Origin of the sequence: Alkalihalobacillus pseudalcaliphilus, assembly GCF_028610675.1 — a bacterium.
Lineage (GTDB): Bacteria > Bacillota > Bacilli > Bacillales > Bacillaceae_D > Alkalihalobacillus > Alkalihalobacillus pseudalcaliphilus.
In genome coordinates, this window is record NZ_JAQQWS010000002.1 from 343598 (window position 1) to 356771 (window position 13174).

General features: G+C 37.3%; 14 protein-coding genes, 2 pseudogenes and 1 riboswitch. Of the genes and pseudogenes, 6 read left to right on the forward strand and 10 right to left on the reverse strand.

What is annotated here, in order from left to right; all coding sequences use genetic code 11:
• Positions 1-493: 493 nt before the first annotated feature.
• Entirely contained in the window at positions 494-997 is a 504-nt protein-coding gene (locus tag PQ479_RS08270; protein ID WP_047986691.1) for an SEC-C metal-binding domain-containing protein, read from the reverse strand.
• A gap of 369 nt (positions 998-1366) precedes the next feature.
• On the opposite strand from PQ479_RS08270, the gene PQ479_RS08275 reads away from it, so the two are divergent.
• Complete coding sequence (locus PQ479_RS08275) at positions 1367-2101, forward strand: YqcI/YcgG family protein (RefSeq protein WP_047986690.1); 735 nt, start codon at positions 1367-1369, stop codon at positions 2099-2101.
• An 88-nt stretch (positions 2102-2189) separates the two neighbouring features.
• On the opposite strand, the gene PQ479_RS08280 is transcribed toward PQ479_RS08275, so the two are convergent.
• Together PQ479_RS08280 and PQ479_RS08285 are read right to left on the reverse strand one after the other, a co-directional pair.
• On the reverse strand, positions 2190-2669 hold the full coding sequence (locus PQ479_RS08280; protein WP_047986689.1) for an SRPBCC domain-containing protein: 480 nt from the start codon (positions 2667-2669) through the stop codon (positions 2190-2192).
• Between the two features lie 219 nt (positions 2670-2888).
• Positions 2889-3005 (reverse strand): beta-xylosidase family glycoside hydrolase, encoded by a 117-nt coding sequence (locus PQ479_RS08285; RefSeq protein ID WP_273716921.1) that lies wholly within the window; start codon positions 3003-3005, stop codon positions 2889-2891.
• Positions 3006-3029: 24 nt separating this feature from the next.
• Between PQ479_RS08285 and PQ479_RS21890 the strand changes: the two are divergent.
• A pseudogene (locus tag PQ479_RS21890) lies at positions 3030-3107 on the forward strand (hypothetical protein); the annotation flags it as partial.
• Positions 3108-3185: 78 nt separating this feature from the next.
• Here the strand turns inward: PQ479_RS21890 and PQ479_RS08290 are convergent.
• Positions 3186-3956 (reverse strand): annotated as a pseudogene (locus PQ479_RS08290) (SDR family NAD(P)-dependent oxidoreductase).
• Positions 3957-4131: 175 nt separating this feature from the next.
• Here PQ479_RS08290 and PQ479_RS08295 point away from each other — a divergent pair.
• The gene (locus tag PQ479_RS08295; RefSeq protein ID WP_273716922.1) at positions 4132-5073 is read left to right on the forward strand and encodes a TetR/AcrR family transcriptional regulator; all 942 of its coding nucleotides are present in this window, start codon (positions 4132-4134) and stop codon (positions 5071-5073) included.
• Here PQ479_RS08295 and PQ479_RS08300 read toward each other — a convergent pair.
• The 4 genes from PQ479_RS08300 to PQ479_RS08315 all read right to left on the reverse strand — a co-directional run bounded on the left by PQ479_RS08300 (position 5023) and on the right by PQ479_RS08315 (position 8217).
• The gene (locus PQ479_RS08300; protein WP_047986687.1) at positions 5023-5769 is read right to left on the reverse strand and encodes an ABC transporter permease; all 747 of its coding nucleotides are present in this window, start codon (positions 5767-5769) and stop codon (positions 5023-5025) included. The two genes, PQ479_RS08295 and PQ479_RS08300, sit on opposite strands and share 51 nt — an antisense overlap.
• Positions 5766-6620 carry an ABC transporter ATP-binding protein gene (locus PQ479_RS08305; RefSeq protein WP_047986686.1) on the reverse strand — a complete coding sequence of 285 codons (855 nt, stop codon included), beginning with the start codon at positions 6618-6620 and terminating at the stop codon, positions 5766-5768. The genes PQ479_RS08300 and PQ479_RS08305 overlap by 4 nt, the downstream gene beginning before the upstream one ends.
• Positions 6621-6826: 206 nt before the next feature.
• On the reverse strand, positions 6827-7825 hold the full coding sequence (locus tag PQ479_RS08310) for a LytTR family transcriptional regulator DNA-binding domain-containing protein (protein ID WP_047986685.1): 999 nt from the start codon (positions 7823-7825) through the stop codon (positions 6827-6829).
• Positions 7826-8028: 203 nt separating this feature from the next.
• On the reverse strand, positions 8029-8217 hold the full coding sequence (locus PQ479_RS08315) for a hypothetical protein (protein WP_047986684.1): 189 nt from the start codon (positions 8215-8217) through the stop codon (positions 8029-8031).
• A gap of 180 nt (positions 8218-8397) precedes the next feature.
• Positions 8398-8496: riboswitch (purine riboswitch) on the forward strand.
• A 50-nt stretch (positions 8497-8546) separates the two neighbouring features.
• Between PQ479_RS08315 and PQ479_RS08320 the strand changes: the two genes are divergently transcribed.
• Together PQ479_RS08320 and PQ479_RS08325 are read left to right on the forward strand one after the other, a co-directional pair.
• Positions 8547-9716 (forward strand): MFS transporter, encoded by a 1170-nt coding sequence (locus PQ479_RS08320; RefSeq protein ID WP_047986683.1) that lies wholly within the window; start codon positions 8547-8549, stop codon positions 9714-9716.
• A gap of 288 nt (positions 9717-10004) precedes the next feature.
• Positions 10005-10505 carry a GrpB family protein gene (locus tag PQ479_RS08325; RefSeq protein WP_047986682.1) on the forward strand — a complete coding sequence of 167 codons (501 nt, stop codon included), beginning with the start codon at positions 10005-10007 and terminating at the stop codon, positions 10503-10505.
• 46 nt (positions 10506-10551) lie between these two features.
• On the opposite strand, the gene PQ479_RS08330 is transcribed toward PQ479_RS08325, so the two are convergent.
• On the reverse strand, positions 10552-11220 hold the full coding sequence (locus tag PQ479_RS08330; RefSeq protein WP_047986681.1) for a DNA alkylation repair protein: 669 nt from the start codon (positions 11218-11220) through the stop codon (positions 10552-10554).
• A 427-nt stretch (positions 11221-11647) separates the two neighbouring features.
• Between PQ479_RS08330 and PQ479_RS08335 the strand changes: the two genes are divergently transcribed.
• Positions 11648-12547 (forward strand): aminoglycoside phosphotransferase family protein, encoded by a 900-nt coding sequence (locus PQ479_RS08335; protein WP_047986680.1) that lies wholly within the window; start codon positions 11648-11650, stop codon positions 12545-12547.
• A gap of 129 nt (positions 12548-12676) precedes the next feature.
• Here PQ479_RS08335 and PQ479_RS08340 read toward each other — a convergent pair whose 3' ends face one another.
• Positions 12677-12817: a hypothetical protein gene (locus PQ479_RS08340; protein WP_273716923.1), complete on the reverse strand. Its 141-nt coding sequence runs from the start codon at positions 12815-12817 to the stop codon at positions 12677-12679.
• Between the last annotated feature and the right edge of the window lie 357 nt (positions 12818-13174).

Genomic DNA, 13174 nt, shown 5'->3' on the forward strand with positions numbered 1-13174 from the left:
GTTTGGCTTCCCTATCTGCACATTATCTCTCTCTTTGTGCAGATACTACTTGGTTTGGCTTCCCTATCTGCACATTATCTCTCTCTTTGTGCAGATACTACTTGGTTTGGCTTCCCTATCTGCACATTAACCCTCTCTTTGTGTAGATACTACTTGGTTTGGCTTCCCTATCTGCACATTATCTCTCTCTTTGTGCAGATACTACTTGGTTTGGTCTCAGTATCTGCACAAACCCTTTTATCCCTTAAGGTGGCAATAGATGACTTTCATCTTTGTTGGTGGCGAAGTTGTAAACACACCGACAGGCTAAGAATTCGTCACTTGAACAACCACTTTGTGCAGTGCTCCTTGGTTTCATATCAGTAACTGTACATTAACCGCTTCTTTGTGCAGTTGCTCCTCAAGCTGTGTGCATGTTTTAGTTTGCTCTAATCTAAAAAGGCTCATCCTCAAAGGTTATATGAATCTTTTTAGGATGAGCCTCTATATGTTTTTACCTTGTTGTTCCTTCATTCATCCCGCAGCATTTTTTATACTTTTTACCACTTCCACATGTGCATGGCTCGTTACGCTTTGGCTTTTGTTCAAGCAGTTGTTTGGCTTGCTTGGCTTTTTCCGTCGCCTTTTTCAGGCTTTCCTGTCCAGCCAATTTCATGTCTTGATAACGTTGTCTTAATAGATTCATGACTTCGTTATCTTTTAATTCTTCTTTAACGATTTGATCTACTTGTTGTTCACTAACTCCAAATACATCAAGAGTTTCATATCTTTTTTTTGTTAGCGATAAGCGAATGGCAAACTCTACATCTGTTGCTATTTCATTAAAAATCAAGACAGCCTCATCACAGTCACAGATTGGATTCATGCAATACTGATCCATAATGGTGAAAACATCCTGACCACCCTTAGCAATCGCTAGTCCTTGCGCCTTTCCAAATACAACGATATAACTGATTGTATCTCCGCCTAAAATGTCACTCTTTTTCATGATTTTCATGTTGTCCCATCCTTCTAACTCAAGTTCATCCTTTTATTATAGCATTGTAAGCTTATTTCAGTTCGGTTGCTTGATCTACTTATCTATTTTTTCTTAATCTTTAGCCCTCTATACGTCCTTTGCAAACCACTGACGCCTCGCCTGCAACTGTTACTTATTGATTCGATAATCAATTTGTTGAGCTTACTTTTATCATTCACTCATTTTTTGATAACTTCGATTGTCAAGTATAATCCTGTACTCAAAATCATATACTGTTTCATACTTTTAGTCAGTAGTGTTCATTCTAAATTTAGTTTTAGTGAAGGCACAAAAGGGAATGAAAGACCGTATGTAGAAGAAGATAAAAAGCGGTACGGAGGACATGCGATGATTTCAAAAAAAGAAGCGTTGTTATCAAAGGAAGACTTTCAAACTCGTACAGATTTACCAGCATGGCTCTACAAAGAATATCAAACCTTTCATAACATCGTTACAGACAAGACATTTCCTTGTTTTTTTGGTATGAGTGCCGAACTAAAAGGTGAGCTTCGTTATGGGTATATCACTCAAAGTGATTGGAGTAACCTACCTCAAACCGTTCAAGGTTTTTTGGATTTATTTCAATCACCAAATTATAAAAGGCATGGCTTGTTCGTATTTGTGGAACCTTTTGCCAAGGAGGGCACGATCGAAGACTATCGGAAGCAATTTTGGGCGATTCTCGCATACTTACACGCAGCTGACAAGGTTGAATGGCCCCAAAATAGTCCCCGAGATCCTGACGACTTTTTATGGGATTTTCACTTTCATGGTGAGCCCATCTTTGTGTTCGGGAATGCCCCCGCTTATAAGAAAAGAAAAACACGGGATTTAGGAAATTCACTCGTCCTCGGTTTTCAGCCTCGCAAAATCTTCAAAGGGTTAGAAGGTACCGAAAAAGGCGGGATTATGTCTCGAGAAAAGGTTCGTAAACGAGTCGAGTTGTGGGACCAACTACCAAAACACCCAGATATCGGCCATTATGGTGACCCGACTCATCATGAATGGAAGCAGTTTTTCATTGGCGATGATGTTCAGCCCATTCAAGGTAAATGCCCATTTACTCATAAATCAAAAAAATGACTAGGAAATAGGTAGATGTAAGTCAAAGAGCACACATATCGGTATGTGTGCTCTTTCTTGAGTCAATCATTCTTACCTATGCGAGCTCTTACAGTGCCCAATGAAAGGCCTTCTCGTAATACTTCCTCAACTGTTCAGCATGATCCTTCCATTCTACTTGCTGTTCATATACGATTTGCTCGAATACATCTAAACATCGATGCCACCCAGCAGCTGTATATTTGGCCATTTGTACATCCTCAAATAAATGTGTAAACACCATCATACACCCGCTATCCTCTTGTGCTAATGAAATGTTTATCCAATCATTTACTTCCTGAAATTCAAAAGCGTAGGGGCTTGTTAACTTCGTTATGACTCCTTCGTATGTTGCGCCTTCACCATCATCAAAGCCTATTTTTCCTCCTACGCGTAACTCAAGCTCCCCTGTTGCAAAAGGATACCATTGTATAAAGCAATCTGGATTTGTGATCATAGAGAAAACATGCTCAGGCTTTTTAGAAAAATGTCGTTCAAACCGTAATACATATCGTTCCTGCTGCTTGTGTAAAGTTCCAAATGAGCTCATCATTCCACCTCATATCATTCATGTAATAAAAAAGCATCGTTATCCAAAAAGCAACTTGTATGCTCCCATTATACAGGGACAGAATCCTATTTCAACTCATTATTGACCTGCCACCTATTCTTTGTTGTTTGTATAAAAATTTACAAAGTAGTCGGATTATCGTTATACATCATTTTTTAGGTCGTGCGTATTTTTAAGGAATTCTACAGCGAAATTTTTCTATGTGGATGGTGCCTCTAATTCCTCATAGCTAAAATAAGCAAAATCAGCATAGTTAGTTGATTCTTGACCATTACTTGTGGCGTAAAGTCCAATATCAGTGGGTCTTAATAGCACCCAGGGTAAAATCCTACTCACCCTAGTAGCTTCATCACTTCATTTAAAGCCATTACCGGTCAAACTCCACTACAATATAGAAAAGGCTCATCGAAAAAATAAAAAGGAAGAGAGCTATATCCTCTCCTCCTCATGTATCTACATTAAAGACATCGATATTGTATTGGCCCTTGGCCCTACTTATCTTGAAGTATAGCCGGCATCAGCATGAATCGTCGTACCTGTAACATACGATGCTGCGTCTGAAGCTAACCATAGACTAGCTTGAGCTATTTCTCTCGGCTGTCCAAAACGATTTAATAGACTTAATTGTGGTGCATACTCTTCTTCTGTAAAGCCAAATTGCTCTAAAGCACCTCTTAACATTGGTGTATCTATAGCACCAGGTGCTACCGTATTGACGCGAATGTTATGAGCTCCATTTTCTAGAGCAGCTACTTTTGTCATACCTACGACCCCATGCTTAGCTGCCACGTAAGCAATATTATTTGGCTATGGTCTAAATCCACTTATTGAAGAAATATTAATAATTGAACCACCTTTTCCTTGCTTTTGTAGTTGCTGTAATTGATATTTCATACATAATGCCGTTCCTTTTAAGTCAACAGCAATTAAGCGGTCCCAGTATTGTTCGTCAAACTCAACTGTTGGTTTATCATCAGGCGTTAAGGCAGCATTATTTACCGCAACATCTAACTTTCCATAAGTCTCTACAGTAAACTCAACCATTTTACGTACATCTTCGGCATTCGAAATATCTACTTTAATAAAAGCTGCTTCACCACCACTTTGATTGATTTCTTCTGTTACAGCTCGTCCCTTTTCTTCGTTAAAATCAGCAATGACAACCTTCGCCTTAGCCTCTGAGAATAGCTTAGCTGTTTGTTCACCCATCCCCATTGCGGCTCCTGTAATAATCGCTACTTTACCTTCTAAAATTGGAAATGTCATTTTTCTTTTCCTCCTTCAAGATATGTATTTAATTCCATCCTATATGGAGATTGAGATGGTTTTCAATCATCAATATTCGCATAACTGTTTGTTACTATACAAAATACAATATTGTCTAGTATAAATATTGTGCTTACCCTATTGTTTTGACTAATTAATGTAAGAGGTGAACGCCATGGATAACCAATTAGATAAGAGAATTAGACGTTCCAAAGACGATTTGAAACAAACATTTATCAATTTACTGCATAAAAAAAGCTGTGACCACATATCCATTTCTGAAATTGTTCGTTCCGCTCAATATAACCGTGGCACTTTTTATGCAAACTTTGAATCAAAAGAAGCATTGTTAGAGGAAATAATTGATGAAGTTCTCGACGAACTCATGAACCAAATTAGAAACCCTTATCAGGAAAAAACAAACGTATATATAAGAGACATTAATCCCACTGATATCACTTTGTTTACCTACATTAAAGAGAATCAAAGCTTATTTACTTTATTACTAAGTGATCATGTCACCATCAACTTCAGATACCGATTAGCCAAAGCCATTGAAGATTTATTTATTCAAGAATATGACTATCGAATTGATGAAGAATATAATGTTTCTTTAACTTGGCTTTATATTTATCGTGCCCACGGCATTGCCGGATTAATCATTAGATGGATAGAGGAAAACTTTCCAACATCAACTAATTTCATGTCTGAACAAGTCATTGAACTCATGCTTGTCTCCACACCTAGTTTCATAAAAAAGGATAGGAAAAAAGGACACCTAAATGCTGATGCCCTTTTTACTTGCAATCCCGCGATTCGCCTTTTGCTCGGGGTTACTCTTCCTTTTTCTGCCCGCAACCCCACGATTTCGCCTTTTGCTCGGGGTTTCTCCGCTTTTTTCCACTCGCAACCCCGCGATTCGCCTTTTGCTCGGGGTTTCTCCTCCTTTTTCGACTCGCAACCCCGCGATTCCGCGTTTGCACGGGGTTTCTCTTCCTTTTTCTGCCCGCAACCCCGCGATTCGCCGTTTGTTTCACATCCAACTCTACGCATAGAACAGAACCGACTAACTATCCAAACCGTTACGTTTATAGGCAAATACAAAGATCACCGCTGACAGCAATAACCACCCAAAAAGAACCGTGCTGTCGAACAAATTCCATTGGTAGTGACCCTCTGCAAATAGACTGCTTGCGAAATTGGTTAAGACGCCTGTGTACGTGTAGTCGACGAGATAAGCTAAATCTTCCTTCAAAAACTTCAATACCGGTACGGAAGTGAAAAGGAGTGTAACGGGCATGCCCATGACGGCAGCCTGTGATTGGTTTTTCGATAAAATCCCAACGACATAACCAATTAATAAACTGATTAAGCTTGCAACCGTAGTCATGACGAGATAACTTCCGAATGGCACTTCATTAAATGCGACACCACTTGCCGGGATCATAAGTATATTTGTAACAGTCAGGATAATAAGTGGCGGAATCAGCGTTCCAATCATGTATTCAACACCGTTCACCGATGATGTCATCAAGACACGTAACGTATTCTTTTCTTTTTCTTCTGCTAACGGACTACTGCTCATCGAAATCCCGGAAATAGCAATGTTAAAAACCATACCAAAGCTTAACACAAAGGCCCCCGTTGAAAAAAACATCCCCGCTTCATTAACATCAACCTCTGGCATGAGCTGCCTCATACCGAAAGCAAAAGCAAGAGCTAACACAGGGCCGATAATAACACTCGTATTATTTAATATCGTTTGGAATTTCATACCAATGATCGCATTGATTTTTCTCATTGAACTATTCATAGTAACTCCCTCCCTGTTACTTCTAGAAAGACCTTCTCTAACGTTGGTTCACATGAGTGAATCGTGATAAGTTCATCCTTGGCCATCCACTGATGAATCTTTTCTGTCGTCTCATCTGAGTGTGGTAATACATGTGCTTGACCATCCGCAAGTTGGATTTCATACTTTTTTTTCGTATTATATTTGAGACAAACTTCCTTTGGAGCTCCTTGCTCAACGATAAGTCCATCATTCAAAAGTGCGACATGGTCACAAAGTTTGGTGGCCTCATCCATATTATGTGTCGTTAAAAAGATCGCCGTTCCATTCTCCTTTAATTCAAATAGAAGCTCATGAACAGCCTCAGCTGTACTTGGATCTAATCCACTCGTAGGTTCATCTAGGAAAAGTACTTTCGGTTGATGTAACAAGGCACGTGCTAATACTAAACGTTGACCCATTCCTTTTGATAATTGATTCGCGAGCTTACTTTTATGCTCTGCTAAACCGACTCTTTCTAAAAGTTCATCAATGCGTTCCTTTTTGACATTGAGTATTTTTGCGAAAATCTTCAAATTGTTATATACGGTCATTTTTTCATACAGCCCACTATTATCTGTCACAATTCCGACCTGTTCATAGATACTTTCATTGATTTGTTCCACAGCTTGCCCTAGTACAAACGCTTTTCCTGAGCTTTGTGCTAATTGCCCCGTCAATATTTTGATTGTAGTCGTTTTCCCTGAGCCAGACGGGCCTAGAAACCCGAATATTTCACCCGCATGAACCGAAAAAGAAAGGTTCTTTAATGCGATTTGTTCTTTAAACTTTTTTGAAAGATGCTCAACTTCTATCACGCTCTGCTTTTTCATCTGTACATCACTCCTCCAGCCATCATGATGATGGTTCATCGGACTGTCTAAGCGTTACTTCTCTTTGCTTACCTTAGAATGTCCATCTGCTTTAAGTTTAGTGAAGTGTGAGGGAAAAGTCGTAAATATCCGTTGAATCGTACTGTAATAAGCTCAATGGTAATAAATAAAGGCTGAAATGCATGCATCTCAACCTGAATCGTACGCTAAAATGTAATTAAACTTTTCATTTCCTCTAACCGATTACGGGAAAGGGGCAATTTGGCATGAGGATTCCCTTTCAAGATGAGTGTGTAGCTATTTTTGGAATAACTAATTAACTCAGAAACGCGTTGTAAGTTCACTAAATAGGAACGGTGACACCTGAAAAAGCCAAAGGTAATTAATTTTTCCTCTAATTGATTCATCGTTAAATCGGTAGGGAAATATTCATCACCAATACGAATATTACTAACACTATTTATGCTTTCAATAAAATCAATCTCATCGGGACTAAAAAAGATCGTTTTTTCAGCCAATTTACATGTCACTTTAAAAACATTTTTCGGTTGAATCGTTCCATGTTCGACCTTTTCCTGGGAAATAATATCCGATTCTTCGACAAGATCTGTTTTTTCTAAACCCGTTGAATGGTTATAACGATAAATTTCGCTACTCAATAACAATAAATCCTCGACGTAGTTCGACGTAATCAACGTCGCTATTTGATTAGCACGTAGATGCTCTATGGCTTTTAAGTACAACTCAATGCCTTCGTCTGTTAAATTGTTAAGAGGGTCTTCTAATAAAATAAGCTGCGGTGAAAATAAAAAAAGTCTAAATAAACTTACTCTTTTTCGTTGTTCCTTTGTCAGTTTTTTAATTTTTGTTTGCCAAACATCTGATAACGAAAAAGTCGCGATATACTCTTCTAATGGCTTTTCGAAAGCCGCTATTTTTTTATAAAATTTCAAATAGCTGTGAACCGTCATGCTTTCATAGAGGCCATCATCACTTTTTTCACTTAAAATCAATTGAATCTCACGCTCAATTTCTCCACTTGAAGGCATTTCTTTGCCCTCTATTAAATCAAACAAAATTTCGCTTTCTTCGCCAGATATTTTAATACCAATTCGAGAGCTCTCTTTCACATCTAAGCTGACATCCTTAATAGTCGTACGATTCCCTTCTTGTTTTAAGACATTCACCAATTTAATTAATGTCATCTTCTACACACTTTCCTCATTATTTAAAAACTTTTTATAATAATTACACTAAAATTTCTGCCCGTTTAGTATGATTCAAAAATAACATTTCTACGAGTTATCTTCGTAAACGAATTTGTTCTCATTTACTAATAATTCGTATCTAAGATAATTTGGTTGCATCTTTTGGGGAATTTATTTAAAGCATATCCTTCCGTTTCTTATTATGAAACAAATTCACATATCAAGGTGCCTCGATGTACTACGATATATTCAGCTGTTGACTTATTCATCACTTGTGAAACTTTCTTCGTATGGGTTATTTCGATCCAATCATTTTGTATATCTACTAATAACTTTATTTCCACATTCTGTTCTCCATATTTCAAACCACTATAAGATATTTTCGACATCATTATCACCCTTTACTTATAGATTAGTTATCTATTTCTATTATACTTGATATTTTTTAGATTATAAAAATTAGCAAAACAACTTTTACCTTGAAGGATGATCCTTAATCAAGAGTAACCCCTAAAAATTTACACTTGAAAAATAATCACATAACTTGTAAACTGTTCAAAGTATCTTGCTTACCTCAAATGAATATAACCTGTATAACCTCTGAATATGGCATGAGGGTCTCTACCAGGAACCTTAAAATCCTGATTACAGAAAATGAACGGTTCATTTTTTGTAATCAGGATTTTTTTATTTTATGAGAAAGGACGTTGCGTAAAAAATGAATGTTAGAGTTTTTATTCTTGCCCTTTCAACGGTTGCCGTTGGTCTTGTTGAATTAATCATTGGTGGCATCTTGCCAACGATTGCCAATGATTTAAATGTCTCCTTAAGCTCAGCGGGGCAGTTGATTACGATTTTTGCCTTAATTTATGCAATTTCTGGACCGGTCTTACTCGTATTAACGAGCAAAGTCGAACGGAAAAAGTTATATCTTATTTCCTTGTTTATATTTTTTATTAGTAATATCCTAACTTATTATAGTCCGAGCTTCTCTTTTATGATGGCCGCACGTGTATTAAGTGCCATGAGTACAGCACTGATTGTTGTTTTGTCATTAACGATTGCTGCTAAAATTGTGACACCTAATCACCGAGCTAAGGCTCTCGGTCTTATTTATATGGGGATTAGCTCATCGCTTGTGATGGGTGTACCAGTGGGAATTTTAATTTCCGATCTATTTGGCTGGCGTGTTATTTTTCTTGGCATCGCCCTATTATCGATCGGTTCCTTCATCCTCATTTCTATCTTTTTGCAGAGAATACCTGGAGAAAAGACCGTTCCACTTTCAAAGCAATTAAAGGCCGTTGGCAGCATAAAATTAGGGAGTGCCCATCTTGCTACGATGTTTATGCTAGCGGGACATTATACACTTTATGCCTATTTCACTCCATTTTTAGAGGCCGAATTGCATTTAACTGCTAATTGGATTAGTCTCTTTTATTTATTATTTGGGATTGCTGCGGTTAGTGGTGGTGCCTTCGGTGGTATTCTTTCTGATTCTATCGGTTCACAAAAAAGCATCATGGCCGTCATCGTTTCCTTTGCTGTTGTGCTATTCTTGCTACCATTCACTACATTTTCATTGGTTGTTTTCATACCGATGATGATGATATGGGGGGCATTAAGTTGGAGTCTAGCTCCACCACAGCAAAGCTACTTGATTGAAACCGATCCCGTTACATCCGATATTCAACAAAGCTTTAATAACTCCGCCTTACAAATCGGGATTGCATTAGGCTCTGGATTCGGCGGCATCGTCTTAAGTCAAACAGGCACTGTTACCCACACAGCCTGGTACGGGGCTGCACTTGTTCTGATTGCCTTACTATGTGCGATTTTCTCTTTAACAAGGAGATCGAAGGAAAGTGAAAAGGCAGAGGCTGCTTAAATTGTATTACCCGAAAGGAAAGTTTCTAAATAGCATTAACGAGCAACTCATCCTTTGAAGGATAGGCTGCTCGTTTTTTTAGGTGGGAATGTTCGTACTACATCCGTTGCTATACACTTTAAAACCCTACATTTGTGTGAAAATTTCATTACACTAACAGTCTCTTAACTCTATCTCTTTGACTGACATATCATTGATTCCGCATCTCACCAAGAAATAATTATGTACATGTAAATTTTACCGTATTATATTTGATATAAGAATCAATTTCTATGGAGGACGATTAGGATGGAGCAAGTTACTTTTTTTGAGAACAACCTATATTATAAAAAAACAGAGGAAGCTTTTTTTCTACACAAAAAGATAATAAGTGAACGTCTTCCATTTGCTGATGTTCAACACGTTGGAAGTTCAGCGATACCCAACAGCCTTACAAAGGGCGATCTTGATATACAGGTCCGTGTTACACCGGAACAATTTCCAATAGCAGTTCGAGCCCTTGAGACGTTATATGAACGTAACGAAGGCAGCTCAAAAACAAATGATTTTAGGGCATTTAAGGACGATTCAGCCACTCCTCCACTTGGCGTGCAATTAACTGTGATTAATTCTGATGTTGATTTTTTCTGGAAATTCCGTGAAATTTTATTAACTAATGACCAATATCGAAAAGAATATGACCAGATAAAGAAAAAGTATGAGGGCAAGGATATGGATACGTATAGGGAAGCTAAAAGTGAGTTTTTCGGTATGCTAATGGAGACAGCTGAATTTAGAGAATTATCATAATAAAGGTTATTGAGCACAAGGAGTTTAAAAAAGATGGACAGTAAAATTACTTATTCATTCGTTTGTTCACTTCAATCGTAATGAACTCTGGCAAATAATCGGGCGTACATCCTTTTGAGACCATTTCACCTTTGTAAAGACCTGTCTTTTCACCAATCTTCATACAGCGCTCGCGATATTTTTCATCATATACGCCAATCCAGCCTGCAGTAAAATTCATAGCCCACTGAACTTCCGGTTCTTCCTGCGAAATCTTAGCTTCAATGGCTGATAGCAACTCTGCTGTGTTATCAGGAGGAGTTTGTCCTGTCCACCTCAATCGTGCTTGAAAATACCAAAAAGCTCGCCTCTGCAGAGCAGAAGAACTATTTTCCCACAACTCCATCCTTGCAATATTCTTCTTGTCTTTAGTGAGTTGATTAGCCATTAACCAATCCATTAAGTTATTCCGCTCATCCAAGCTGTGAGTCTGCATATCCTGAACAAGCATATTCAGTGTATCTTGTGAAAGAAGTTTTTTGTCCATAATCAAGATTGCCAACAATCTAGGTAAGAACTCACCGCTTGACCAAAGTTCCATCGCTAGTTCATGATCCTTTTTAATCTCCTTGGCGATTTTCCGTAAATCACCTAGCTTCGTTTTACTAGTAATCTGAGCTAAAATCTCTTCCGCTTGGGATGAACATTTTAATTCTGCGCTTTTATTCTTATTCATCTGACACAGCTCCTTATTGAAGTACTGTTTCATATACATATATGGCCTTGACGGGATATTTCAATAAATAAACTTCGTTATAAGTCTTATTGCTTATCATTATACCATAACGTTGTGAATGGATTAATTTGATTGGGGACATTCTCCTTGACTATTTAGGCTCGTTTTCGTTAATAAATTTATCAGACTCATTCACTTTTCGTCTATATATCCGACTTTGATTGAATTTCTCAAACGCTTCTACAGCTAATTATTTTTCTGCTATTTCCTTTGAACCTTCCCCTGCACTTCAAGAATTTCATGCCCATTGAATTAAAGAAAGGCATTCCGTTTATTTTTCCAATCTTTCATATCCATTGTAGATACGTTCCCCCATTTATGGTATAGAATACTATAAGATTAAACTTTTAGAATGGAGGAGAACGACATGTACGAATTTATTAAACAAATTCCTTTTATAAGTAATTGTACGGGCATTAACGAGATTAATAAAGGATTCTCATCAGATAAAAAATATATAATCCATATGAAAGACGATAGCAAAGTTTTACTTCGAATGTTTGACTTAGAGGAGTTGAAAATAAAGCAAAATGAATTCTATATCTTAGAAAAAATGAAAGAAACAAACGTTAATTGTTCGCGCCCAATTGAAATAGGTGAAGTAGAAGGTCATGGTTATATGATTACATCGTACATAGAGGGTAAGGATGCTGAAGATGAAATTCGTAATTACTCAGAACAAGAACAATTTGATCTTGGCTATCAAGCGGGCAAAGAATTAAATAAAATGCATAAAATAAGTGCTCCCAGTCATATTTCATCATGGTATTCGCGGAAAGTCGAAAAGCACCAAAAATATATGGAGGCTTATTTACGCTGTGGGATAAAGATTATTCATGACCATAAGATATTGAACTTTATTGACGATCATATAGAGTTAATGAAACAACGACCCAACGTATTTCAACATGATGATTTCCACCCTGGCAACATGATTGTCAAGGATGGGAAACTTGCAGGTATCATAGACTTTAATAGATATGATTGGGGAGACCCTATACATGAATTTTTGAAAATAGGTATTTTCACTCGAGAGATAAGTATTCCTTTTTCTAAAGGACAAATTAAGGGTTATTTTAATAACCAAGAACCGAGTGAAGATTTCTGGAGACTATATTCACTATATATGGCCATGTGTGTGTTCTCTACTGTCGTATGGACGATAAATACCATTCCCCACAATCTAAATGAAATGTTAGATAAGGTTTATCAATTTTTGGACGACCATAACTATTTCGACACCTTCAAACCTACATGGTATGAATAAACATATTTTAATACCTTGCTTGAAACTCTTTTAAATTCCTTCGCCAGTACTTTCAAGGGTCTTTAAAACCACTAATCAAAACATAGAGAGGCTTCAACTCTCTATGTTTTCATTCATATTAAATATCTGTTATTTTTTCTTCGCTTTTTTCAAATACGCCTCACGTATTTTTTCAATTTGTTGTTTTTTATTAGGTTTAGCAGACTTCTGCTTTTCATGAAACTTAGTCACAGCTTGCTTACCTTTGGTATCGAATTGATACTTTCCCACTTTATTCACCTACTTTTCTAGCCTCTTAAAGAGCATCTATAAAAGAAATATAATACACCTTACTTTATTCCTTCCTGAAGGGATTGCCACTAACCTCAAGAGCCATCTATTTTTACTTATCTATTATTCTCACATGAATCAGAGACATTCACAAGCACCTAAAATCTCTTTTTAGAACCAAACGAATAGACACAATAGCTCACTTTTTGCATTTACCAATCCCTTTTTATGGACTGCCTAAACGCATGAGAACACCAAGCGTTCTCCTTTCGGACGCCTTTCAAACCCTTGATATACAAACAAAAATAAAGAACACCACCTATCTAACAGTAAAGGTTGTGTTCTTACTATCCATTC

Coding starts and splice junctions, on each gene's coding strand:
- PQ479_RS08270 (WP_047986691.1), bottom strand. CDS start 997: ATGAAAATCATGAAAAAGAGTGACATTTTAGGCGGAGATACAATCAGT.
- PQ479_RS08275 (WP_047986690.1), top strand. CDS start 1,367: ATGATTTCAAAAAAAGAAGCGTTGTTATCAAAGGAAGACTTTCAAACT.
- PQ479_RS08280 (WP_047986689.1), bottom strand. CDS start 2,669: ATGAGCTCATTTGGAACTTTACACAAGCAGCAGGAACGATATGTATTA.
- PQ479_RS08295 (WP_273716922.1), top strand. CDS start 4,132: ATGGATAACCAATTAGATAAGAGAATTAGACGTTCCAAAGACGATTTG.
- PQ479_RS08300 (WP_047986687.1), bottom strand. CDS start 5,769: ATGAATAGTTCAATGAGAAAAATCAATGCGATCATTGGTATGAAATTC.
- PQ479_RS08305 (WP_047986686.1), bottom strand. CDS start 6,620: ATGAAAAAGCAGAGCGTGATAGAAGTTGAGCATCTTTCAAAAAAGTTT.
- PQ479_RS08310 (WP_047986685.1), bottom strand. CDS start 7,825: ATGACATTAATTAAATTGGTGAATGTCTTAAAACAAGAAGGGAATCGT.
- PQ479_RS08315 (WP_047986684.1), bottom strand. CDS start 8,217: ATGTCGAAAATATCTTATAGTGGTTTGAAATATGGAGAACAGAATGTG.
- PQ479_RS08320 (WP_047986683.1), top strand. CDS start 8,547: ATGAATGTTAGAGTTTTTATTCTTGCCCTTTCAACGGTTGCCGTTGGT.
- PQ479_RS08325 (WP_047986682.1), top strand. CDS start 10,005: ATGGAGCAAGTTACTTTTTTTGAGAACAACCTATATTATAAAAAAACA.
- PQ479_RS08330 (WP_047986681.1), bottom strand. CDS start 11,220: ATGAATAAGAATAAAAGCGCAGAATTAAAATGTTCATCCCAAGCGGAA.
- PQ479_RS08335 (WP_047986680.1), top strand. CDS start 11,648: ATGTACGAATTTATTAAACAAATTCCTTTTATAAGTAATTGTACGGGC.